Annotated in this window: 16 protein-coding genes; 8 read left to right on the top strand and 8 right to left on the bottom strand. The window is 44.7% G+C overall.

Annotated elements, in window-relative coordinates; all coding sequences use genetic code 11:
* Positions 1-161 precede the first annotated feature (161 nt).
* Positions 162-1,013, top strand: a complete 852-nt coding sequence (locus GVN20_RS06770) for an AraC family transcriptional regulator (RefSeq protein ID WP_166557603.1) — start codon at positions 162-164, stop codon at positions 1,011-1,013.
* A 38-nt stretch (positions 1,014-1,051) separates the two neighbouring features.
* Here GVN20_RS06770 and GVN20_RS06765 read toward each other — a convergent pair whose 3' ends face one another.
* The 6 genes from GVN20_RS06765 to GVN20_RS06740 form a co-directional block, all read right to left on the bottom strand.
* A complete protein-coding gene (locus GVN20_RS06765; protein ID WP_166557602.1) occupies positions 1,052-3,649 on the bottom strand; it encodes a penicillin-binding protein 1A in 2,598 nt (865 codons plus the stop codon).
* Between the two features lie 211 nt (positions 3,650-3,860).
* A complete protein-coding gene (locus GVN20_RS06760; protein WP_166557601.1) occupies positions 3,861-4,739 on the bottom strand; it encodes a transglutaminase family protein in 879 nt (292 codons plus the stop codon).
* Positions 4,729-7,296, bottom strand: a complete 2,568-nt coding sequence (locus tag GVN20_RS06755; protein ID WP_166557600.1) for a circularly permuted type 2 ATP-grasp protein — start codon at positions 7,294-7,296, stop codon at positions 4,729-4,731. The genes GVN20_RS06760 and GVN20_RS06755 overlap by 11 nt, the downstream gene beginning before the upstream one ends.
* A gap of 49 nt (positions 7,297-7,345) precedes the next feature.
* Positions 7,346-10,759: a DUF2126 domain-containing protein gene (locus GVN20_RS06750; protein WP_166557599.1), complete on the bottom strand. Its 3,414-nt coding sequence runs from the start codon at positions 10,757-10,759 to the stop codon at positions 7,346-7,348.
* Positions 10,760-10,931: 172 nt separating this feature from the next.
* Positions 10,932-11,636, bottom strand: a complete 705-nt coding sequence (locus tag GVN20_RS06745) for a LytTR family DNA-binding domain-containing protein (protein WP_166557598.1) — start codon at positions 11,634-11,636, stop codon at positions 10,932-10,934.
* A 123-nt stretch (positions 11,637-11,759) separates the two neighbouring features.
* Positions 11,760-12,695: a sensor histidine kinase gene (locus tag GVN20_RS06740; RefSeq protein WP_166557597.1), complete on the bottom strand. Its 936-nt coding sequence runs from the start codon at positions 12,693-12,695 to the stop codon at positions 11,760-11,762.
* 355 nt (positions 12,696-13,050) lie between these two features.
* Between GVN20_RS06740 and GVN20_RS06735 the strand changes: the two genes are divergently transcribed.
* The 6 genes from GVN20_RS06735 to GVN20_RS06710 all read left to right on the top strand — a co-directional run bounded on the left by GVN20_RS06735 (position 13,051) and on the right by GVN20_RS06710 (position 22,057).
* Positions 13,051-15,486, top strand: coding sequence for a TonB-dependent receptor (locus GVN20_RS06735; protein ID WP_166557596.1), 2,436 nt, complete (start codon positions 13,051-13,053; stop codon positions 15,484-15,486).
* Between the two features lie 60 nt (positions 15,487-15,546).
* A complete protein-coding gene (locus GVN20_RS06730; protein ID WP_166557595.1) occupies positions 15,547-17,061 on the top strand; it encodes a glycoside hydrolase in 1,515 nt (504 codons plus the stop codon).
* A 195-nt stretch (positions 17,062-17,256) separates the two neighbouring features.
* Positions 17,257-17,991 carry a hypothetical protein gene (locus tag GVN20_RS06725; RefSeq protein ID WP_166557594.1) on the top strand — a complete coding sequence of 245 codons (735 nt, stop codon included), beginning with the start codon at positions 17,257-17,259 and terminating at the stop codon, positions 17,989-17,991.
* A gap of 99 nt (positions 17,992-18,090) precedes the next feature.
* Positions 18,091-18,597, top strand: coding sequence for a DUF2911 domain-containing protein (locus GVN20_RS06720; RefSeq protein ID WP_114463142.1), 507 nt, complete (start codon positions 18,091-18,093; stop codon positions 18,595-18,597).
* A gap of 242 nt (positions 18,598-18,839) precedes the next feature.
* On the top strand, positions 18,840-19,775 hold the full coding sequence (locus GVN20_RS06715; protein WP_166557593.1) for a sugar phosphate isomerase/epimerase: 936 nt from the start codon (positions 18,840-18,842) through the stop codon (positions 19,773-19,775).
* A 224-nt stretch (positions 19,776-19,999) separates the two neighbouring features.
* Entirely contained in the window at positions 20,000-22,057 is a 2,058-nt protein-coding gene (locus GVN20_RS06710) for a BatA domain-containing protein (protein ID WP_166557592.1), read from the top strand.
* Positions 22,058-22,159: 102 nt separating this feature from the next.
* On the opposite strand, the gene GVN20_RS06705 is transcribed toward GVN20_RS06710, so the two are convergent.
* On the bottom strand, positions 22,160-23,404 hold the full coding sequence (locus tag GVN20_RS06705; RefSeq protein ID WP_166557591.1) for a hypothetical protein: 1,245 nt from the start codon (positions 23,402-23,404) through the stop codon (positions 22,160-22,162).
* Between the two features lie 172 nt (positions 23,405-23,576).
* The gene (locus GVN20_RS29660) at positions 23,577-23,945 is read right to left on the bottom strand and encodes a hypothetical protein (protein ID WP_229598990.1); all 369 of its coding nucleotides are present in this window, start codon (positions 23,943-23,945) and stop codon (positions 23,577-23,579) included.
* 127 nt (positions 23,946-24,072) lie between these two features.
* On the opposite strand from GVN20_RS29660, the gene GVN20_RS06695 reads away from it, so the two are divergent.
* Positions 24,073-24,918, top strand: a complete 846-nt coding sequence (locus tag GVN20_RS06695) for an MBL fold metallo-hydrolase (RefSeq protein ID WP_166557590.1) — start codon at positions 24,073-24,075, stop codon at positions 24,916-24,918.
* Positions 24,919-24,972: the final 54 nt, after the last annotated feature.

Below are 24,972 nucleotides of genomic sequence, written 5' to 3'. Positions count from 1 at the left end.
CGATTATTGCTAAAATTTGAACAATATTGATTTATTAATCATAAATTTATGGCTAATTTGTAAATATAAACTAATTTATCTCCGTGAATCTCCGTTTCTCCGTGGTTTAAAATAACAATCACAGAGAAACGGAGGAACACAGAGAAAAAACTCAACGAAGGATGAAAATACAATTTGAAGAATTAAATATAGCCTCCGACAGTTCGTTTAAGGTCATGCTCAACCCGAGGATGAATGACTTCTTTTTTTGGCACTTCCACCCCGAATTTGAGCTGGTCTATATCGAAGGCGTAAATGGAAATCGGCACGTTGGAGAGCACATTTCTCGCTACCAAGGCAGTGATTTGGTATTTATTGGGTCCAATATTCCCCATTTGAATTTTGATTATGGTGTGAAGGAAGAATACGAAAAAATAGTGATTCACCTTCGCCCCGATTTTTTGGGGGAATCATTTGTTGCTATTCCTGAGTTGGCAAGCGTATTCCAACTTTTTGAGAAAGCCCAATTGGGAATAGGATTTGGAAAAGAAACGACTAGAAAAATAAGCGAACGCCTAAAAAAAATCTACTATCTACCTCATTTTGAACAGTTTTTGGAAGTGTTAAGCATTTTTCAACTCTTGGCCTCTGCAACGGATATTGAATTGCTGCATGCCAAACCCGTTGAAAATCAGTACACTAAAAAAGACCAAGAGCGCCTCAAACGCCTGTATCGGTTTATGGATGAAAACTATCAGCGCAAAATCGAAATCGACGAAGTAGCCGAGCTGAGCCATCTGAGCAATGCCGCTTTTTGTCGTTATTTTAAGAAAATGACGCGGCTGACCTTTACCGAATTTCTCAACCATTACCGCGTCAACCAAGCCAAGAAGCTGTTGTTGATGGACAAAAACGTGACCGAAAGCTGCTTTGAGTGCGGCTTTGAAAGTCTGTCATATTTTAACCGCACGTTCAAAAAAGTAACGGGTGAAAACCCGTTGACTTTTAAAAAACGATATTTGAATAGGGGATGAATTCGTAAGAATTGAACCGAAAAGACCATATAATACTTCTACGAATTTATCGTATCCACTGGCACATCCGGAATCTCAATGTCGGGGTCAATCGACGGAGGTAGCATAAAGAGAGAGTCTTTAATGGCGTTGGTTGAGTCAGGTACTTGCTCGATTGGCGACGAAGGTGCGCAACCTTTATAGGGCTTGATGATGGTGATTGTGGGTTTGGGAAAAGGCCCGCGTTTATAACCGATGCTTGCATCATCGTACACTTTTTCCAGAAAACGCCCCACCAAAGGCAAGGCTGTTTTGGCTCCCTCGCCCAGATTTGTACTTCTGAAGTGGATACTGCGGTCGTCGCCGCCCACCCAGCCGCCTACCACGAGGTCTTTGGTGACACCCATGAACCAGCCGTCGGAGTTGTTGGAAGTGGTGCCCGTTTTTCCGCCAATCTCAAAACCATTTTTAAACAAACTGCCAAACGTCCAGATGTTTTGCGAAGTCCCTCCGGGTTCTTCGATACCCCCTTTGAGCATGTGAACCATCAAAAACGCGGATTCTTCGCTGATGACCTGTTTGCTTTGCGGGGCAAATTCCTCAATCACGCTCCCGTTGGCATCTTCGATGCGCGCCACCACTACGGGGTCGGTATGACGGCCGCCGTTGGGGAATACCGCGTAAGCCGCTACCATATCAAACAACGACACATCAAACGGCCCCAATCCGATGGACGGAACGGCTTTCAGCGTGGTCGTAATGCCAAGTTTATGGGCGTAATTCACCACCGATTGCGCGCCAATTTTGTTTGTTAGATGTGCCGTAACGGAGTTGATGGAGCGCGCTAAAGCCCGTCTTAGGGTTAGTTCCTGATAAGTAAAACCACCCGTGGAGTTTTTGGGTCGCCAGATTCGGGTTGTATCGCGTCCGCGAACTTTTTCCCGAACTTCAATCTGAAACGGCTCATCGACCATTTTATCGCAGGGGCTCATGTTAAACGCTGAGCTGTCGATAGCGGCGCAATAAACAAAGGGCTTAAAGGTAGAGCCGGGCTGGCGTTTTCCTTGCTGAACGGCGTCGTATTTAAAGAATTTATAGTTCAAACCACCCACCCAAGCTTTTATTTGCCCCGTATAAGGGTCCATGGCCATCATACCCGCGCGCAGAATGCGCTTGTAATAATTGAGGGAATCTATCGAGCTCATCATGACTTTTTTCTCACGACCCGTTTTCCAGTCGTAAATGGTCATGGTGTCTCTTTTGTTCATATAATACCAAACGGAATCCTGCCGGGCGGCTGAATCCAATTTTGCAAATTGCTTTGATAAAAACTTGTAACGGTCGGTGCGTTTGGCCACATCGTTCAAAAAGTTCGGGATTTCGTTGCCCTGCTCGTCGCGCCACGGATTTTGATTCAACCAATGATTTTCGAAGCTTTGCTGGAGCATCCGCATCCGCTCAGCTACGGCGGCTACGGCGTGTCGTTGCATCCGAGAGTCAATCGTTGTCCGAATTTTTAGGCCATCCGTATAAGGGTCATAATCGTTCTCTTCGCCCCATTTTTCCATAAATGCTTCCACACTTCCGTTAAAATACTGATAAATGGCGTATTCATCGTCTTCTTCGTTGAAGCGCTCTGGTGTCAGGCGAAGTTCGATGGGAAGTTTACTGAGAGAATCGGCTTGGCTTTGTTTCAAATAGTTGTATTTCACCATTTGCGACAACACCGTATTACGACGTACCAGCGATTTGTCGTAGTTTTTGGTCGGGTTGTAGGTGTTGGTGGCTTTCTGGAGACCCACCAATACCGCCGCTTCTTGTATGTTAAGTTCGTAAGGTGATTTGTTGAAATAATACCGAGCAGCCGTCTTGATGCCGTAGGTATTGTTGGAATAGTCGACGGTATTGAAGTACATCGTCAGAATTTCTTCCTTCGAAAAGTTCCGTTCTAACCGAATCGCCGTGAGCCATTCTTTTGTTTTGTAGACAATGGTACGAACGAGCGGAATATAACCAAGCAACCCCCTTGCGGAGCGTTTACGGGTTTTGAACAGTTTCTTTGCCAATTGTTGTGTAATGGTACTTCCGCCGCCGCGCTCGCCGCCTTTTAAAATACCGACGGCTACTCCCATCAATGCCCGTGAGTCAATGCCTGAGTGCTCATAGAAACGGGCGTCTTCGGTCGCAATGAGGGCTTTTACAAGATTGGGAGAAAGGCTATCGTAGTCAATGGGAGTACGATTTTCGGTATAAAATTTCCCAATCAATTGCCCGTCAGAAGAATAAATTTCGGAGGCTTGGGCCACCTTGGGGTTTTGTAAATCTTCGACGCTGGGCATACTGCCACACAACCATAAAAAGTTGGTTTCGACACAAAAGATGTAAAAAGCAAACGCGGCGGTCCCGTACACAAATGCTTTCCAAGTCAGGATTACGGGGCGGTAGTAGGGGGAGTTAACATCAACACGAGAATAAAAACTTCTTTTTAACGAGGTACGGTACGCCTGTAAGGTATGAGTCCAGTTTTGTAGCCGTTCCTTGCCCACTATTTTACCCAATAAATTGTAAAATAACGACAGCAACAGACCGAATGCCCGTTTTACAGGAGCAATGAGTTTTTGCCAAATCACGTTCAGTTTCTCCAAAAATTCACGCATAAATCAATGCATAATGGGTTTGAGCGTCAAAGATAGCTTTTTTGATAGATACCAAAAAACGAAGTGGTTTTACGAATTGTCATTATGTAGTCTGGAATTCGTATAATACAGCGGTTATAACTATTTCTATACAAACGATGACAAACACAAACTCATGATCAATTAACGACCACAAATGACTAATGCGTGACAATCCATGACTCCAAAACTTCTACCCAAGTTCGAGCGGGACTAAATTGACTGCGACAGATAAGGTATGCTTGCCAGAACTGAAAATGATTCCCTTCAGCGGGGCTATGTCGCCGTAATCCCGTCCGTAGGCCGTGATAATGTGCCTTTCTTGCGGAATCATGTCGTTGGTGGGGTCAAATTCGCACCAACCCATGTTAGGAATATAAACCGACAACCATGCGTGGGAAGCATCCGAACCTTGCAATTTTTTCTTGCCGGGTGGCGGCAAAGTCTCTATATAGCCGCTTACGTAACGGGCTGGAAACCCCAAACTTCGCAGGCAAGCAATGGCCAGATGAGAAAAATCTTGACAAACGCCTTTGCGCTCTTTCAAGACGGTTTTGAGGGGTGTATTAAGGCTAGTGAAGTCGGAAACAAAAGCAAATTCAGTAAATATTTTATGGCACAACCTTCGCACGCAGTCATATAAAGGAAGGGTATCGGCAAAACAATCGCGGGCAAAATCCTTGATTTCATCGTCCCAAGTAATAAACGGACTCGGCAACATATATTGCAACAGTTCCGCTTTCAATAAATGGGTATTCCAAACGTAGTGACGGGCTTCCTGACAGGTCATGGAGAGGCTTTCCGACAAAATGGTTTTGGGGAAACTTTCTACGGCACTTTCGGCTATGACTTCCAATTCTTTGTGCGAAACATCAATGGAAAAATAATGCAATGTATTACCAAAAAAATCGGTTCTCGGAACCACTTCAACGGGAAGGGGCGTGATGTGGAGCGAAAAAGAATGACAAAGTTGTCCCTTCATGGTTTGGGGTTTCAAACAAACCAAACTGTGGTAGGTATTTACTGGTACCACATATTTATAGTGCGTTCGATGCGTTAGCTTATACTTCATGAATGTCGTTGTTATCCGTACCCTCCAGCAAAACATTTTGAATGACGGTATGCATGAAATACAAATGGGTTAAGCTAAGGGTAACTGAAGAAATTAAATCGGTTACCTCCGATAACAAGCCATCTAATTTTTCCCGAAACAAGGTGCTGGGCTGACATGCGCTTAGTTTGGAAATATCGGCCAGTTTGATTTTGGCAGACGCCTCCAAAACGGCTTTTTCGGCTTGATTTAAACGGTCTGATTGGGCATTTTTGGGAAGTTGACTTAGACAGTTCGACAACATATCTAGTTGATACACCAGCGAATAAGGGAGCTTATTGTCCAATAAAACCATGTCGAGGGTAGCTTCTAAATTAAAGCTGGTTTTGTAAATCTGACGGTAATGAACCAGCAGGTGTTGGTTGGTCAACAAGGCTTCAATAAGTTCACTCTCAATGTTTTCGTCATTTTTGAAGCTAAAAAAAGAACGAATAATACTGATGCGAGATAGTACCCGCTCTACGAGTTTGCCCGCTTCCAACAGATAGTAGCCGTTGTCGCGCGGCATGGATTCAGAAATGATGCCGTAGAAAGTAAACAGGCGAATGTGCAGTTTGTCCAACACTTTTTGAAAACCGTTGGGGTTTTGAATGTCGGCGTTGACGACCTTTTTCTGACTGTTTTCAATCAGGTTAATAATCCGGCGGGTGTCGTTGTTCCATTTGTCGCTGACGCTAATGACCGCCATCAGAAATGAGCCCAAATGTGAGGCCACCGAGCCTGATTTTTGAGCGTTCCGTATCAATTCAATGATTTCTACGTACGGATTCTCGCGAATTTCTTCATTCTTTTCGTCGGTAAAGCCTGGATACGTAAAGGTCAGGTGGGTAATGGATTGCAACAAAATGTCGATGTACTCTGATTTATATGAACCCCTGAAAGCCACGTTTTCGTTGAGTGCGTTGATGACGATGGTCAAAAATTTGGTCAGCGCCATGGTGCGTTCGCTGTAACGGCCCACCCAAAACAGGTTTTCGGCGGTACGGCTCGGCAGCGAAGTATGGTGAATAACGGGCAGGGATTTAGGAACAATAATTTTGGTCTTGACCTCGGGCATCGTGTCCGAAACAATCCAAGTGTCTTTGGAAATTCCGCCGTATTGATTTGAAATGATGTACCGGTCTTTTTCGGCCGAGCTGCGGGTCAAACCGCCCTGCATCACCTGATAGTCATTGCCATCAGAGACCAAAAAAGCCCGGAGCGAGGCCAAGCGAGGCTCGATTTTCCCATCAATCAGCGAGGGTGTGGTTGAAAGGCTCACCTCTTCCTGCGCCACATATTCATGTGGATTTTGGAGAATGGCGTTTCTGAGGTCGCTGAGCTGTTCGTTGGTCAACAGTCGCCCGTACATGGACCGGAATTTTTGCTTTCGATTGGCTTTTTTGATGATTAAACGGTGAAGGTTGGCCAACACGAAATTGCGCTCTTTGGGTTGCCCGCACCACCAAGTCGCAATCGACGGCATGATGAGCTCTTCCCCCAAAAAATAGCGGCACGTAATGTTCATAAAGGCCAGAAAGGCACTGTTTTCGAGTACACTTGCGCCGGGCGGGTTTAGCACCGTAACATTGCCCGAGCGAATAACGTGCAACAGCCCGGGTACACCCAGGCGCGAATCTTCCCGCAGTTCGAGCGGGTCGCACCAATCGTCGTCAACGCGGCGCACGATGACATCCACGCGTTCCAAACCGTCGATGGATTTTAACCAAACGTAGCCGTTGCGGACCAATAAATCGTCGCCTTGGGCCAGCGTATAGCCTAAATAAGAGGCCAAATAAGCGTGCTCAAAATAGGTTTCGTTGTTGGAGCCAGGCGTAAGATAAACAATGTTAGGATTTTCTTTGCCCCGATTGGCAAATCCTGCGACGGTTTGACTAAAATGATTGAAAAAAGGAGAAAGCCGATTCACAAACATACCTTCGGTCAGCTCAGGCAGCAATTTGCTCATGATGCGGCGGTTTTCGAGCGTATAGCCTGCCCCTGAAGGAACTTGGGTACGGTTATCGACGAGCCACATTCGGCCATCGGGTCCCCGCGCCATGTCGGCGGCGTACAAAATCAATTGATTTTGGGAAGGGATTTTGATGTCAAAACAAGGTCTACAAAAACCCGTATTGTCAAACACCAATTCGGGAGGTAAGATGTCATCTTTGACCAGTTTTTGGGGGCCATAGATGTCTTTCAGCATCAAGTCGAGCACCAATGCCCGTTGTTTGAGGCCTCTTGAAATATGATCCCATTCCTTTTGCTCAATGAGAAAAGGAATGGGATCGAGTTGCCAAGGACGGTTCAGGCCATCCGAGCTGTCATAAATATTGTACGTAACACCGTTTTCTCGTAATCTATTGATAATCTCCTGATTACGCACTTCTAGCTCTTTGATTCCTAGTCGTTCGAGCGACGCAAATAGCGTTTGCCAGTGGGGCTTAACGCGACCATCGGGGCCGATGGTTTCGTCGTAGGAATTGATTTCCTGTCGATACGATTGGAATAAATCAAGAGCGGTGCCTGTGTGCATTAGGGATTGGTTACAAATAATATCAAAACGGTATTATGGCCCTAAATTACTACTTTGCGCGCCAAAATCTTCGTAAATCCAGCGTATTTGGATATTCTGGATTGACTAACTCAATCGGCGTATCAATTTTTAGGTCTTTTTTGCTTTCGGCCACAAACCGCGAAATGGTAGAAGTAGCCTGCTGAACGGGTATTGATGCCTCCTGATTTTCGTTGGATGGCGTGTGTCCAAAGCCCCAAAAACGACTTATTTTTCGGGATTCGGCTTCATAACTATTGACGGGATAAGTGTCAAAACTGCGGCCTCCAGGGTGCGATACAAAATAGGTGCAGCCGCCCAATACGCGGTTGTTCCAAGTGTCTACCACGTCGAATACCAGCGGTGCATCTACCCCGACCGTTGGGTGAAGTGCCGATGGTGGGTTCCAGGCTTTGTAGCGTATACCGGCCACAAATTCACTTTTGACGGCGGTACTGCGAAGCGGAACCCGGCAGCCGTTACAAACCAAAATGTGCCGGTCTTGCACAAAACCGCTTACTTTTACCTGTAAACGCTCAAGCGAAGAGTCGACAAAACGCGCTGTTCCTGAGCTAGATAGCTCTTCGCCAAGTACGTGCCAAGGCTCAATACCAAGACGTATTTCGAGTTGCATATTGTCGACCGTGATGTTGCCGTAATGCGGAAAACGGAATTCAAAGAAAGGGTCAAACCACGAAATATCGAAGGCATAACCTGCATCTTTGAGGTCGTTGACCACATCTATCATGTCGAGATAGGCAAAGTGTGGCAACAAAAAGCGGTCGTGCAATTCGGTACCCCAACGAATCAGTTTTTTCTTGTAAGGTTGTTTCCAGAATTTGGCAATCAATGCCCGTACCAACAAGGTCTGCACCAAGTTCATGTGCTTATGAGGCGGCATGTCAAACGCCCGGAATTCCAAAATCCCCAATCGCCCCGTGGAAGAATCGGGGGAATACAGTTTGTCAATGCAGAATTCCGTGCGGTGGGTGTTGCCCGTCACATCCACCAATAGATTGCGGAATATTCGGTCGACCATCCAAAACGGCACTTCTCCTTCATCGGGTATTTGGTCAAAGGCAATTTCGGCTTCGTACAGGCGCTCGTCGCGGCCTTCGTCGATGCGAGGTGCTTGACTCGTTGGGCCAATGAATGAACCCGCAAACAAATAACTGAGCGCGGGGTGGTGCTGCCAATAGGTAATCAAACTGCGCAGTAAATCGGGCCGACGAAGTACGGGACTGTCGGAAGGAGTAGCTCCGCCAATGGTGACGTGGTTGCCGCCGCCCGTGCCCGTATGTCGCCCATCCACCATAAACTTGTCGGTGCCCAAACGGGCAAAAAAGGCCTCTTCATACAGGGCACTTATGTTGTCAACTAATTCTCCCCACGATTTGGAAGGATGAATGTTGACTTCGATAACGCCCGGGTCGGGAGAGACAATCAGTTTTTGTAAACGATAATCCGACGGCGGCGTATAGCCTTCAATCCGTACAGGAATTTGGAGTTTTTCGGCCGTGGCTTCGATAGAAGCCATCAAATCCAAGTAATGTTCTAAATATTCGGTAGGAGGAAGAAACACGTACACAATGCCATCGCGCTCTTCCACCGAAAGGGCTGTTTTGAAGGTGTCGACTTCATAGGCCACCGTTTTCTCGGCTTCTTTCTCGTCAGTTTTTTCTTTTTTTACCGTCGAAACAGGGGCTTTATAATCGGGAGCAATGGTGCCATAGCGTTTTTCAACCACGCCTCCGTATACGCCCAACGGCGGCAAATCTTCAAACGGACTCCGCTCTATGGGGTCTTCGCGCTTGTCTTTGGTTACCTCAGGCAGTGATTCCAAAGGCAAACGTAATCCAACGGGAGAATTGCCTGGAATCAGGAAACAATGATTACGTCTAAACTGCCACACACAGCTTGTCCAAGCCTGCGTCCGCCAATCCCATTTGATGGGCAAAACGTAGCCTGCTGGGTTATTTAAGCCTTTTTCCAATAGTTTTGCCAACGTCTGACGCTCAACCGAATCTTTCAGATTGACGGCCAACGGGTCGATATTGACAGGGAGTTTTCCTTCCTCCAAGGCCCAATAAATGGGGTCTTCGTAGGTGGACGTTAAATTGTTAGGATTGATTCCGAGATATTTGGTCAGTTCAGACGCAAATAACTCAGCATCTCTAAACGTAAATTTTGGACCATCTTCTTTGGCCACCAACGCGTCGTTTTTCCACAACGTTTGGCCGTCTTTGCGCCAGTATAGTGCGTATTGCCAGCGCGGAAACAACTCCCCAGGATACCATTTCCCTTGTCCAAAATGAAGCAAGCCTCCATGTGCAAACCGATTTTTGAGGCGCAGGGCCAAGTCATAGGCTAGTTTACGTTTCAGCGGGCCGTCGGCGGTGGAATTCCATTCGGGAGATTCAAAATCATCAATTGAAACAAAAGTCGGCTCGCCGCCCATCGTGAGCCGTACGTCGCCTTCATGCAAATCCTTTTCTACGTCATTGCCTACTTGCATGATGTTTGCCCACTGTTCTTCGGTGTAGGGCTTGGTGACGCGGGGGTCTTCGTGGATGCGGTAGACGCGGTTGTCGAATTCAAAACTTACTTCACAAATGTCGGTCGCACCCGTTACGGGGGCAGCGCTGGCGTAGTCTGGGGTACAGCATAACGGAATGTGTCCCTCACTCGCAAAAAGCCCCGAAGTAGGGTCAAGTCCAATCCAGCCGGCGCCAGGCACGTAGGCCTCGGCCCACGCGTGCAAATCCGTAAAGTCGGCTTCGGGTCCAGAAGGGCCATCGAGCGATTTTACGTCGGAGGTCAGCTGAACCAAATAGCCCGACACGAAGCGCGACGCTATCCCCAAATGCCGAAGAATCTGCACCAACAGCCAAGCCGAATCTCGGCATGAGCCGCTCAGACTGCTAAGGGTTTGTTCGCAGGTCTGGACACCGGGTTCCATACGAACATTATAAAAGATGTCTTTGAAAAGTTTTTGGTTGAGATAGACCAGATAATCAACGGTTTTGATGTCGGTCGTAATCTTGTTTTTCTCAATCCAATCCATCAACATCGGTCCCGCCTCGCGAGCCTCCAGATAGGGGGTTAGTTCATTTTTGAGGAGTTTGTCGTACTGAAAAGGGAATTTTTCGGCGTATTCTTCCACAAAAAAGTCAAACGGATTGATGACTTGCATTTTGGCAATGACTTCCACTTCTATGCTCAGCTCGGTCGTTTTTTCGGGAAAAACCACCCGTGCCTGATAATTGCCGAAAGGGTCCTGTTGCCAGTTGATAAAATGATTTTTGGGTGAAATCTTAAACGAATATCCTTCAATCGGCGTGCGCGAGTGAGGGGCAGGGCGCAACCGAAAAATGTGCGGTGAAAGGCTGACACTTCGGTCAAAGATGTATTTAGTTTTGTGGGAAATAGCAACTTTTATCGACATATACAATCAATTTGATACGAACTTTGGACGATTTATGTAAAAAAAATCAAAAATGCGGTTAAAAGTAAATTAACCAATAAAAAATCATAGATTCTCTTGAAAGGTGTATAAATTCTTGATTTTTTGTATCTAAAAGTAATTGTATATATTGTTACACAGGTGTCTTTGGTTGTTAAATTCCCAAATTTTTCAAGAAGTCTTCGCGATAACTGCTCCCGATGGGGATTTCGTGGTTTTGAATAAAAACACGATTGCCTTCAATGTGCGTAATTTTGGCTTTGTTGATAATAAAAGAGCGATGCACACGCAAAAACAATGATTTTGGCAATAAGTCCTCAAAACCCGAAAATGTCATGCTTGGAAGTAATGAATTTTGGGTGGTGACAATTTTAATGTAATTGCCCTGCGCTTCGGCAAAAAGCAACTCTTCGTGCATGATTTTGTAAATCTTTCCGTCAAATTTCAGAAACAGATAATTCTCCGTTTTTCCGTTTTCCATTCCTCCCTGTTCTGGAAGTATCAACCTTTCCAACGCTTTGTCAACGGCCACGATGAAGCGCTCAAGCGAGAACGGTTTTAGCAGGTAATCAATGGCCGCCAAATCGAAGGCATCCACCGCATATTCTTTATAAGCTGTGGTAAAAATAACTTGAGGTTGATTTCTGAGGGTTTTAAGAAACGCGATGCCGTTGAGCACGGGCATATTTATGTCCAAAAAAAGAATATCAATCTTTTGAGTTTGCAAGATCGTTTTGGCCTCTAACGCATTGCCAACCGAAGCCACAATGTGAAGCATGGGCAAATGACCACAGTAGGCTTTGACGATTTCGCGGGCGATGGGTTCGTCATCAACGATCAGGCAATTGATTTGGGACATAGGGGTTTTTGCAAAAAGTTACCGAAATTAAGATTTAGGAAGTAGGAGGTCTGAAATTGCAAAGTAATGACAATTCATCCTATTTCATACCTCTTACTTCTCCTGCCTCTTACTTCCAATTTCTTACTTCATTTTAAGCTGAAGCATGACCTGATAAGAACCGTCTTTCTCTTCAATCATCAAATCGTGTTGATTAGGGTAAAGCAACTCCAATCGTTTTTTTACACTGGCAAGGCCAAAACCACTGTGTTTTTCAGGCGTACTTTCGGGTTCCTTCGCTGGGTTATAAGAATTTTTTACGGAAAATAGAATGGAGTCCGACCAGGTTTTGAGCGTCAAGTCCACAAAAATGGTTTCGTCTACCGTGTTTTTGGAATGTTTAAAAGCATTTTCAATGAAGACAATCAACAACATCGGGGCAATTTTGATGTCGGGTTTAGGAAGGGGTTCAATGGCTGTTCGTAGCAGCAACCGCTCTCCGATACGTATTTTTTCAAAGTCAATATAATTGTTAATGTATGCCAACTCGTCTTGTAACGGTACAAACACTTCTTTGGCATCATAAACCGAATACCGCAATAAATCAGCCAATTTTAATAACAATGGCGGGATTTTTTCGTGTTGCGTAATCGATAATCCGTAAAGGTTATTGAGCGTGTTGAACAAAAAATGCGGACTCAATTGCGACTGCAACAATTGCAACTCGCTTTTGCTTTGCGAGGCGAGCTGCTGAGCTTCGCGCAGTTGTTGCTGGACATTGTTCCGAATCATTTTAATCAAAGTACCCAAGGCCAAAGGGACGATAATGAACGGAATCCAAAACAAAAGCTGCACTAATTTATTCCCCTGAAAAGGCAAGGCAAACAGCCCAACTGCGCAACCTATAATCAGAAGAATCATTCCAATAATATACTCATTGGAGATCGTTTTCGTAGGCAAAATCCAAAGTTGAGAAATATACCTACCCGCGAAGATTCCTACAATAAATAAGAACGTGATTGTCGTGGCAACGGCCTCGTCTTCGTGGATTCCTATGGCCCTGACGTACGTTTCAATCATAAAGAAGAGAGGTACACTGAAAAGAAACGATAAATAAATATAGAGATTCTTTCCGAAAAAAGAGGTTAGCCAATGATTGTTTGAACTACTCATAAGCGTACTATTTGCATGTGTTTTATTGAATCGGTGGACAAAGTTGAGGAATTTAGTAAATGTGCGGCCATTTTCAGGACGAATACGCTCAAATCAATGACGGAAACCTTACGAAAACGCACCAACTGGTTTGTCACCCAAAAATGAGTTTCTGTCAGTTTCTTCGCAAGCTTCGACATGATTTTTTCGGGGGTTGACCAACGGCTTTAATCTTTGTCCAGCAATTAGTAAGCCGATTCTCATCACTAACACACACACGTCAATGAAAACATCAGCCATTTTACTTTTAACCCTTTTGTCATTATCTATTTACGCCCAAAAAACAATTTCTGGTACGGTCAAAGATACGCAGAATGAAACCGTTCCAGGCGCTACCGTGAAGTTACTTAAAGCTACGGATTCGACGATTATTTCGGGAGAAATTACCAACGCAAACGGGAAATTTCAATTCATTAATCTGCAAAACGGAATGTATCTCCTGGCAATCACCGCCATGAGCCAAAAAAATTACATTAGCGCGGTGCTTACAATTGATGATGAACACAGTAGTATAGTTTTGCCCGTCATCGTGCTGTTACCCGTCAAAAACATTGAATTGAAAGAAGTGATAGTCAAAGCGAAACGTCCGCTGATTGAGCAGGATATTGACAAAACCATCGTAAATGTAGAATCCATGATTAGCAGCGCAACGAGCAATACTCTGGAAGTATTGGAAAAAACGCCTGGCGTAACCGTTGGGATGAACGGTGAAATCAGTCTCAACGGCAGAAGTGGCATCTTGGTGCTGATTGACGGACGTGCCACGTATATGTCGGGGCCCGATTTGGCCGCGTACCTGAAATCACTTCCGGGCGGATTGTTGGATAAAATCGAGTTGATGGATAATCCCTCGGCCAAGTACGATGCGGGCGGGAATGCCATCATCAATATTCGTCTGAAAAAAAATAGGGTAGGAGGGTTTACGGGCAATATTTCCATGGGTTCCAGCCAAGGCGTTTATGGAAGACACAACGGCTCCATGAACCTAAATTACAACCATAAAAAGCTCAACGTATTTGCTAACTTAGGTTTAAACAAAGAAAAAAATTACAACAAAGATATTTTTGACCGACGCTTTTATGACACCGAAGGCCAACAAATTTCAAACGTGCTGCTCCTCAATGACAATATCACCCGCAATAAAGGTGTGAATGCCATTTTGGGGGTGGATTATGCCGCTACCCCAAAAACAACTTATGGTTTGTTGATTAACATGAATGGTGGCGTCCGAAACACAAGGATTGATTACAACAGCAATAACTTTAATGCCGACCGTTTGCTTGATGCCAGAGGAGATGGAAATACTGTAGTAAATGATAGAAGAAGGAATTTCGGCAGTAACCTGAACCTCCAGCATAAATTCAACCAGGCAGGACGGGAGTTAATGGCGGACATAAACTATCTCAATTACCGAGGCGATGGGAATCAGGGGGTGCAAAATTTTCGATACTTGCCCGAAGGTAGTTTAATTGATGGCGACGAGTTCTTATACTTGGTTCCTGGCAATATTAATATTTATACGGCCAAAGCAGACTATGTTCATCCTTTGAAAAATAAGGCAAGTTGGGAAGCGGGACTCAAATCCAGTGTCATAGATAACGATAACAAATCTAATTATTTTGATGTAAAAGGCTCGACACAGCTCATCGACAATCGAAAGTCCAATCATTTTAAGTACCATGAAAACATTAATGCGGCCTATATTAACACCCGAAAAGAGTGGAAACGGGTGGGAATGCAGTTGGGACTACGAGCCGAAACGACACAAGCCCGAGGCAATCAATTAGGCAATGAAGCCGTAATCGGAAGTAAATTTACTAAAAATTATACCAAGCTATTTCCAAGCGTATTTATCAATTATAAGCTGGATAGTTTAAATAAGAATTCTTTGAATTTAAGCTTCATACGTAGAATAAATCGCCCTGATTATCAGTCGCTTAATCCATTTGTCTTTTTTCGTGACCAATATTCTTATACGGCTGGCAATCCCTTGTTACTTCCTCAGTACCAGAATCGGATTGAATTGAAATTTCAACACAAACAATGGTTGCAAATGGGCTTGAGTTATAACCGTTTTACCAACGTGATTTTTCAAACTACCGAAGCCATTGATACCATTTTTATCACGCGTCCCAACAACGTAGCCAAAGGCTTTATGCTATTGCTCAACACATCGGTATCTGGTTCGCCGACCAAATGGTGGAATCTGATTTATACCTTACGATTATCGCACATGGGGCTCAACGGCGTGAGTTATACCGAAAAATTGAACCCGAGCGCCTATGTAGCAAGGTTTGAATTATACAATCAGTTTCAATTGAATAAAGGCTGGAGTGCCGATTTGTCAGGATATTATGCCAGTTCAGACCTCAACGGACAGGCTTATACGGGCATGATGTATCGGGTGGGCGGAGCCTTGCAAAAGAAAATTTGGAACGATAAAGCAAGTATACGCGTCTCGGTAGAAGATGTTTTTCATTCGTGGATTCGACACAACCGCTCGGTCAGTATCAAACAGGCGCAATTTTTTCAAACCAACGAATCGGATACCCAGCGGATAGGCGTGGCGTTTACGTATCGTTTTGGTAAAGACACCTTTGCCCGCAAGCGCCGCCACAACGACAACGCCGCCGATGATGAAAAAGGAAGGATAAACTAAGAGTAATCGTTGGATTTTTGGTACTTTACTTATCAAAAGTAAGCAAATATAAAAACTCTCATGAAGCAGCTGTTCTTTCTACTGATACTCGGTTTTCACGTCAGTATAGCCCAAAAACTCAGCATCGACCCCAGCGTTACGTACCAAACCATGCACAGTTTTGGGGCTTCGGATTGTTGGTCTATGCAGATGGTGGGCCGATATTATCCGATTGAAAAACGCAACAGGATTGCAGAACTGCTTTTCAGTAAGGAGTTTGACACCGCTGGAAATCCCAAAGGGATTGGGCTGTCGATGTGGCGCTTTAATATCGGTGCCGGAAGTACCGAACAGGGCATGGGCAGCAAAATCACCAACGAATGGCGCCGAGCGGAGTGTTTTTTAGAAAATGGGAAATATGATTGGACTAAACAACAAGGACAACAATGGTTTTTGGAAGCGGCCAAGCGCCATGGTGTTGATTTTACGCTTGGGTTTCTCAATTCTGCGCCCGTTTCGATGACCAAAAACGGGCTGTCGATTGGCAGTGGCACCTTGGGAGAATGGAATTTTGACAAATCAAAAATGAATGATTTTGCTGATTTTCTGGCCCAAGTTTCGACTAGATTCAACTTCGATTACCTGAGTCCGTTCAACGAGCCACAATGGGATTGGGGCCCGAAATCAAAATCGGGCTTTGGCTCGCAGGAAGGCACGCCCATCAACAACGAAGACATCGCCTGGGCCACCCGAAAGATTGACGAAACATTTGGGCAGAAAAAGCTAAAAACGCGCATCGTGTTGACCGAAGCGGCCCAAATTGATTATTTGTACAAATCCAAAACCAACCGTTCGGAGGTGCATCAGGACAATCAAATTGAGGCTTTTTTTGACAAATCGAGCCCCAATTACGTAGGAAACCTAAAATCGGTTGAAAGTCTAATGTGCGGTCACAGTTATTTTACAACTTCGCCGACCGCCGAGCTCATCAAAAAAAGACAGGATTTAGGTGAGAAAATAAAGCAACAAAACATCTCGTATTGGCAATCAGAATATTGTATTTTGGGAGATAATGCGGGCGAAATCAAAGGAAACGGGGTAGATTTAGGCATGAAAACGGCCCTGTACGTTGCCAAAGTGATTCATGCCGACCTCATGCACGCCCATGCTTCGGCTTGGCATTGGTGGCTTTCGGTGAGTGCCAATGATTTTAAAGACGGTTTGATTTACGTCTTTAACAACGGTGCAAAAGGAGAAAATGACAAAAATAAATTTGATGGAGAAGTGCTGGATTCCAAATTGTTGTGGGCATTGGGTAATTATAGCCGATTTATTAGACCCAATATGAAACGAATTAAAGTGGATATGGCAGCTGAAAACGTGCTGGTCTCGGGATATACCTCCAAGAATCAAGTTGTCGTGGTTTTTGTAAACAATAGTGGCAGTCAACGGGTTGAATTACCAAAAATGCGTAGAAAACAAAAAATAGACGCCTATGTCACCTCCCAAACCGAAAATTTGACGCACCGAAAAGTCAATAAAAATATTCTCGAACTACCCGCTGAATCGGTAGTAACGCTAGTAATTACGTATTAAAAATGTTTAAGCGGGGTTATTTCGCTTAGTAATATAATTTATTTAAAGCTTAGGTTTTGAAGGAATTTGGAGAAAATAAATTTCCTTTTAAACTGCATTTTATCAGAAATTCACTGTATTTTAGTTGCATTTCCGCCCATTATTGTCATTGATTTTATCAAATTGACTACGTTCATTCATTTTTTTATTCATCTCATGGAAAAGACACTCTACTTCGCTTCCCTGTTTTTTCTGTGTTTTTGGGCGAAAGCACAGGAAAACAAACCGTATAACTACATTGTGCCTGAATCAAAAATTGCCGATTCTGACCATACCATCGAAGTCAATAAGAAAGGAGATACCGTTTTTATTGCCCATTACAAAGGGCAGGATCTCATCAACCGCAGCAATCAGGATTTTGTCAGAACCTACAAAGGAACTCCTTTTTTTAAGAATGGTTGGTACCGTGGTAAAGTCCAAACGGGTACTGGAATGGAATGGGAGTTTGTAATGGCCTATAACATCCAGAAAGAGGAGGTTTATTTGTCAAACAACCCTAATATGGAAGCTACCGTGATGAGACCCGTCTCGTTTACAATGGCAGGACACACATTCCGACAGTACAAAAACCAATATTACGAGGTTATTTACGAAGGGGGGAGTCAGATTTGGAAAGAATACGGATGCACATTGGTTTTTAGTAAATCGGGTCAACGAACGGGCTATGAAGCTGAGGGCGGCGTCAATGAATACGATGGTGAGTTTGTAAAAACGGTCAAGTATTACCTGAAAGAGGGGGATAAATTACGAGAAATCCCTTCTAAAAATCGACTATTTAAACTTTTTGGCGCCAAATCCAATGATGTGAAAAACTACGCAAAAACCAAAGGGCTCAATCTTTCTAAGGAAACTAATTTGGTCTCATTATTTAGATATTACGACTCTTTGTAGGTAAAGATCAGGAAAAAACATAGTTTCTTTGGTTAATTCACAACTTTTTAAACCTAAAAACGTTTCACTGTAAGTTCATTAAACAAATAACAAACAAACATGAGAAATTCAATTTTTGCCTTATTCCTTTCGCTTATTGCGCTTAATTTCGCCTGTAGTCAAAATCCCCCTAAAAGTCCGCTCATTACGGTAGATGGTAAAGACGTGAAAGTGGTCTTTGGACAGCCTTCCAAGCGCGGTCGGGTTATTTTTGGGGCTGAAGGTAGCCAAAGCCTTGAAAAATACGGCAAAGTATGGCGTACTGGTGCCAACGAAGCAACCGTGATTACCTTCAAAAAAGATGGACAATTTGGTGGCAAACCCGTAAAAGCGGGTGACTATGGATTGTTTTCAATTCCTGGTGAAAAAGAATGGGTCGTCATCCTCAACAGTGAACCAAAACAATGGGGAGCCTATAACTATAAGCAAGATAAAGACGTGTTGCGCATCACCGTGCCAACCATCGCATTGAAAGAACCCGTTGAAAAACTGAATTTCGAAGTAAAAGACAACGCTCTGATTTTTATGTGGGATACGTCGAGTTTCTCGGTGCCATTGAAATTTTAGTGACTTGCTAATAATATTTTCTAAAGCCTGACCTTAGGGTCGGGCTTTTTTATGGGAAAGAGAATTAATCAAAAGTTTAGCAAACCGAGTGTACTGTCTTCACAACATTCGCATAAGTGGTGCCCTTTTCTGATTTGAAGCGAAAAGGAATTTTAAGAAACCACGACAAATACGCCCGATGGACTATTAAATTCCTGCTTAAAAAGTCTTTTCTTACCAAACCTCTTATTTTGTTAACCCCTATGTCTGTCCTAAACCGTCGCCAAACCCTTGCCGTTCTGGCTTCTACCGCTGGAGCGGGTCTATTGCCCGAGACTGTCACCGCCGCCGTTGCTAAAAAGCCCGCGTTCATTCCTTGCCTCAATATGAGCACAATTCGGGGGCAAAAATTGGGATTTGTCAAGGAACTGGAAACGGCCTCAAAGGCTGGTTTTCGTTCGGTAGAAATCTGGATGGATACGCTCCAAAATTTTATAAAAGAAGGAAATACGCCCGCTCAGGCCCGCAAAATAGTGGGAGATTTGGGCATAACCATCGAAAATGCCATTGGTTTTGCCCCTTGGATTGTAGACGATGAAGCAGCCCGCGCCAAAGGCCTCGCCCAACTTAAAACAGAAATGGAGCTGTTGGCGGAAGTGGGCTGTATGCGTGTAGCCACGCCCTCCGTAGGGGCCCAAACGCCGCAATCGGCCAAAATAGATTTACAAAAAGCCGCCGAGCGCTACCGCGCCATTCTCGAAATCAGCGACCAAACCAAGGTGATTCCGCACTTGGAACTGTGGGGTTTTTCAAAAAACCTGAACAAATTGAGCGAAGTAATGTACGTAGCGACCGAAAGCGGCCACCCGTCGGCGCGTTTGTTATTGGATGTGTACCATTTATACAAGGGCGGTTCTAGCCTTGACACGCTCAAACTGGTGGGAAAACCTGGTGTTGAAATTTTCCATATCAACGATTATCCCGCTTCGTTGCCCCGTGAGACCATCGTCGATGCCGACCGCATTTATCCGGGCGACGGCGTGGCACCCATTGCCCAAATCCTGAAAACCATCAAAAATCCAGATCGCCCCATTGTACTTTCGTTGGAGGTTTTCAACAAAACATACTACGCCCAGGACGCACTTGTTGTGGCCAAAACGGGATTGGATAAAATCAATAAAGTCATTGCGGGGATTTAGGGTGTTTTGCGTGGTGGCGTCGGGTTCTCAAACCCGACGCCACGGTTTATACTTTTTTATCCCGAAAATAATCGTAATTTGGAAGATAATACGGATTGGCGTTTAGAGCACAAACGTTTTGCACGATATTTGCGTTAGTTATATATTTAAAATTAACGTATGCTCCGGCCGCTAATTTTAAGCCATGCCGTGACTATATAACACCGATAATACCCAAAACCCGAATGCAGTTTATTTTTCCGACCTTTTTATGGAGTTTGTTGGCGGTAGGCATTCCCATTGCCATCCATTTATTCAACTTCCGCCGCACTCGGCGCGTTTTCTTCTCCAATGTCTCGCTTTTGAAAAACGTCGAAATGGAAACGAGTTCGTTTCGACGCCTGAAACAATACCTCATTCTAGCCACCCGGGTTTTGGCCATCTCTGCCTTGGTTTTTGCGTTTGCCCAGCCTTATTTGCCCAGCAAAAACAAAGCAGGCACCAATGCTCAAAGCGTAACGAGCGCCTACATCGATAATTCGTTTTCGATGCAAAATGAGGACAATAATCAGCGGTATCTGGACGTAGCCACGGGAAAATTAGACCAATTGCTGACGCTTTTTCGTAACGCAACGCGCCTGCAACTGATTACCAATGATTTCAGTCCCGAAGAGCAACAATTGACGACCACCGACCGCATCAAAGACCGCTTGACGACCCTGAAATTGGCCCATACTCCGCGCAATTTTGCGAGCATATACAAACGTCAGGCCAATTTATTGGGGCGGTACGCGGGCAGTGGCAAAAATCAGTTGTTCTGGTTCTCTGATTTTCAAAAAAGCACCGCTGGCGACCTGTCCAATCTTAAGGTAGATTCGCTTAATCGGCTGTATATCATTCCCGTACAAACGACTGCCTCCCAAAATGTCTATGTTGATTCGGTGTGGCTCAATACGCCTTTTGTGCGTGAGTTTCAAAACAATGTGCTCTATGTGCGGGTGAGCAATGCAGGCAATGACGACGTGCGGAATCTGGTCGTAAAGCTGTATTTAGACGATGTTCAGGTGTCTACGGCTCCCGTCAATTTAGCTCCCAAAGGAGCGGCCACCACGGCTTTTAACTTCAACGTTCGGGGTAAAGGCTTTAAACGCGGTCGCGTAACGTTCGACGATTTACCGATTACGTTTGATAATGAATACTTTTTTGTGCTCAATGCCTCGCCGCTCATTCGCGTGCTACATGTGGCAGGCCAACCTAATCCTGCCCGCTCGGTAGAGAAGGTATTTGCTAACGATAGCCTCTTTACCCTGCGTACCGTCAGCGCCAACAACGCTGATATTGGTCTTTTGAAACAGTCTGATTTGGTGGTTCTTGAAAGTGTAGAGCGCGTGGAAGGTGCGATGCGCAGCGAAATTGAGAATTTCACGAAGCGCGGCGGAAGCGTGTTGGTGATTCCGCCATCCAACCCTGATATCGTTTCGTACGGCGGGTTTTTGTCGTCGTTGGGTGTGGGTGGATTGCAGGAACGTCCTTCCGACGAAGCCATTCCTTTGGCCAATCCTGAAAGAGGTAGTCCTTTTTTTAGTGATGTTTTTGAACAATCGGTTCGGCAAGAAAACCTTGAATTGCCCGTTTCAAAGCCTGTTTGGCAGTGGCAACCGGGTGGAGCAAAATTGCTTTCCTTGCGCAGTGGTGACGTATTTTTGAGTCAATCGGCCATTCAGCGCGGTAAAGTGTACGTGATGGCCAATCCTTTGTCGGAGTCATTCGGGAGTTTTGCCCAAAATGCCTTGTTTGTACCAGTGATGTACAAGATTGCAGCGCAGAGCGTACGAGAGCAGCGCACCGCCTACTCTTTCGACGAAAATACCGTCTCGCTTACGGTGCCTGAATCATCTCAAAACACCATTTTCAAACTCAAAAAGGACAAAATTGAGTTGATTCCTGTTCAACGGCTCAACGGCAATCAATTGACATTGGAGTTGCCTAAAAGCAACCAATTGAATGCCAATCAAGACTTGGATGCGGGCTATTATGAACTTCAGAAAGACGGCCAAACGGTTCAACTGTTGGCTTTCAACCACGATAATCTGGAATCACAGTTGGATTATTATACCCCCGCCGAACTGCGCAAACTGTTTGCCAATCAGCCCAATGTGCAGGTTTTTGACAATGTAGCCGATGGTGATTTTGTGAAAGAATTTCAAAAACAAAACCTCGGCGTCAGCCTTTGGAGTTATTTCCTTTGGGCCGCGCTGCTCTTCTTATTACTGGAAATTCTGGTGATTCGGTTTGTGAAGTAGAGGTATTAGCCTATTTTCATCTATGTATTAAAATTTCACCCTTACGCTTTGATAACCAAATTGTAAGGGTGAGAAATAAATTCAAATCTGCGACTCATTCCTTTATTTAAAGCCGAAGATTAACGGAAAGATAAAGGTCACGACGATCGTCCATAAGACATAAATTGGCAGATAAAGTGCCATGGTTTTGCCAATTTCGTTGATGTTGGTTTTCTTCGAAAATACCTTGTAGAGCTGCGCCGTGACCAGCAAAAGGTTGATGAGTATCAGTACATTACTTCCCAAAACTGCGGCCCTATTTGGTGTGATTCCCCATTCTGAAATCCTGAACAGGATGGCCGATAGAGCAATGCCATTTACAATGATGGTTACTACGGATAACAGAAAAAGCACCAGAATTTCTGCCTTACTTTTCGTAGCCGTCGAAGTTTCGGCAACAGAAAAGAAAATGATGGCCATCACGCCAATTAATAACGCATTGAAAATCAATAAAAACTCCCGGTCGTTATAAGGGTCTTTGCCCGAATAAACCATTGCCCCCAGATAAATAACCAGCATCACTAAGACCAAGGGACTGAAAATTTTAGCAATTACGGGCGAAACTTTACCCACCAATTGAGGATTGGTCTGGGTAAGGTAGGTGCCAATAATTGGGGCAGCAGGTAGACCGAAGAAAACAACATTTTCGAAATAAAACTTTTCAATATCAATGCCAATCAGCTTGAAAAGGCCCACTGTTATAGCCGTCATGATGCCGCCCGCTATCAGGATGAGGGTGGTCATTACTACCAAATCGCCGTTGTATTTTAAATAGCTAAGACGTTTTTCATCGTTGTTGCGTGCCTCACCCACAAAAGCAAAGCTTAATATTGACCACAGAAACAACAGTAAATGAATACACGATAAAACCAATGTATCGCTTTGCTTCACGTTGGGAAGGGAATTGATAAAAATCAAACCCACAAGGGTGGTGCCAACGATAATAGCGATTTTAGGAATTGATAATTGATTCTTCCAAGCAAAGTACGCCGACAGCGCGGGAAAAATAATAAAACCGATGTTTCTGGAAAAGAAAAACTCTTCGTCGATGGATAAAAGCGCGGGGAGCTTAGCGATAAGACCTGCCACCAACGTCGCAATTATCACAAAAAGTAGCTCACCGCGAGTACCCCAGTTAATCTCGTCAGTTTCGTAATTCAGCCTTTCATTCCAGAAATCAGCGAGTGAGTTGCCCTTAAGTTCTGGATATAAGGCACTAAAGGCTCGCTTAAAATTTACCTTATTGGTTCGGTACAACTTTTCAAGTTGCCCAGGGTCGTTTAGATGGGTCAGTATTTCGGCTTTCATGAGTAAATATTTTTAAATTTATTAGTCAATATCATTCATTCAAATGCTTGAAAGCAGCTTAGTCCCACAATGTGCCGTCCAATCCCAACACAATCCCAATCCACAGCACAAAGAGGAATCCAATCAGGCCCAATAGATAAGTCAATATTTTTGACCAATTGCCCTGCTTACGCTAATAATCCATGAAGAAGACAAAAGCTCCACCCATGGCACCCGCTAGCGGAACGATAATGAGTGGTCTAAGCATCCATAGCTTTCCCCATGCTGGGTTAGGCTCTCTGACTCCAACCAGAAAGATAGTGATCACAGTGAGGGCAATCCCTGCACCTATCAACGTGGGTTTCACCAAAGATGCTGGATGGATGGGCGGTGTTGTTAAATGGTTTCTCTTGGTCATGGTAAATGGTTTTTTGGTAGTGTATTTTAAAAAAAAGTAATGCTGTATGACTAAAAGTACTTTGTAATGCAAAGTAAATGATTTATAAAAATAATATCCAAATAAATGACCGTTTTTTTTATTAGCAAGGCTACAATTAAACATAGGATGAGGCGGCTTTTCGAGTGCTGGATTTTGCCTAATTAGGGGGAAAAGAGATATTTTTACCCCAAAAACAGTAAAGTTGGATACCTAACCCGTTTATTAAATATAACCCAATACCGTTGAGCCTATGTCCCTGATTGCCGCTTTCCAAAAAGACCAAGTTCTTCTTCACGATATTGAACAGCACCGCCAAAATACCGAAGGCTTCCGAATTTGGTGGCTGGGCCAAAGTGGTTTTTTGATTCAGTGGCAAAACAAACACTTGCTTTTTGACCCTTATTTGTCGGATTCGTTATCGGTAAAATATGCCGCAACCGATAAACCCCACACGCGCATGAGTGAGCGGGCCATAGCCCCTGCGTTGCTTACCATGATTGATGTAGTGACTTCTTCGCACAACCACACCGACCATTTGGATGCCGAGACCCTCATCCCACTGTTTGCCGCTAACCCTGATCTTCAATTGGTAATTCCTGAAGCAAATCGCGCGTTTGTGGGCGAGCGCCTGAAGTGCGCGGTGGATTGGCCAATTGGATTGAATGACGGCGAAAGCGTCGTCGTGGGTGGATTTAAAATCTACGGCGTTCCGTCGGCGCACAATGCCTTGGAGCGAGATGCCGAAGGGCGTTGCAAATTCATGGGATTTGTGGCCGAGTTTGGTGGCTATCGGGTGTATCACTCGGGCGACACGCTCTGGTACGATGGCATCGTAGACGTGCTGAAACCTTTTGCGGTCGATGTGGCTTTTTTACCCATCAACGGCAACAAACCCGAACGCCGCGTGGCGGGAAACCTTTCGGCCGAAGAAGCCGCGCGTTTGGGCGTGGAAATTGGCGCAAAACTCGTCATTCCGCACCATTATGATTTGTTTACGTTCAACACCGAAGACCCGCAGGAATTTATAAAACAAGCAAAATTATACGGCACGCCGCATCGAGTCTTGAATATTGGGGAAGGGGTGAGGGTTGAATAGTAGGGGAATGCAAAGGGTGGGCTTTTTATATGCGGCCAGAAGCCTGAAAATAGT

Origin of the sequence: Runella sp. CRIBMP (assembly GCF_009905605.1) — a bacterium.
Lineage (GTDB): Bacteria > Bacteroidota > Bacteroidia > Cytophagales > Spirosomataceae > Runella.
Note: the sequence above shows the minus strand (reverse complement) of the source record. Positions and strands in the feature narration are given on the sequence as shown.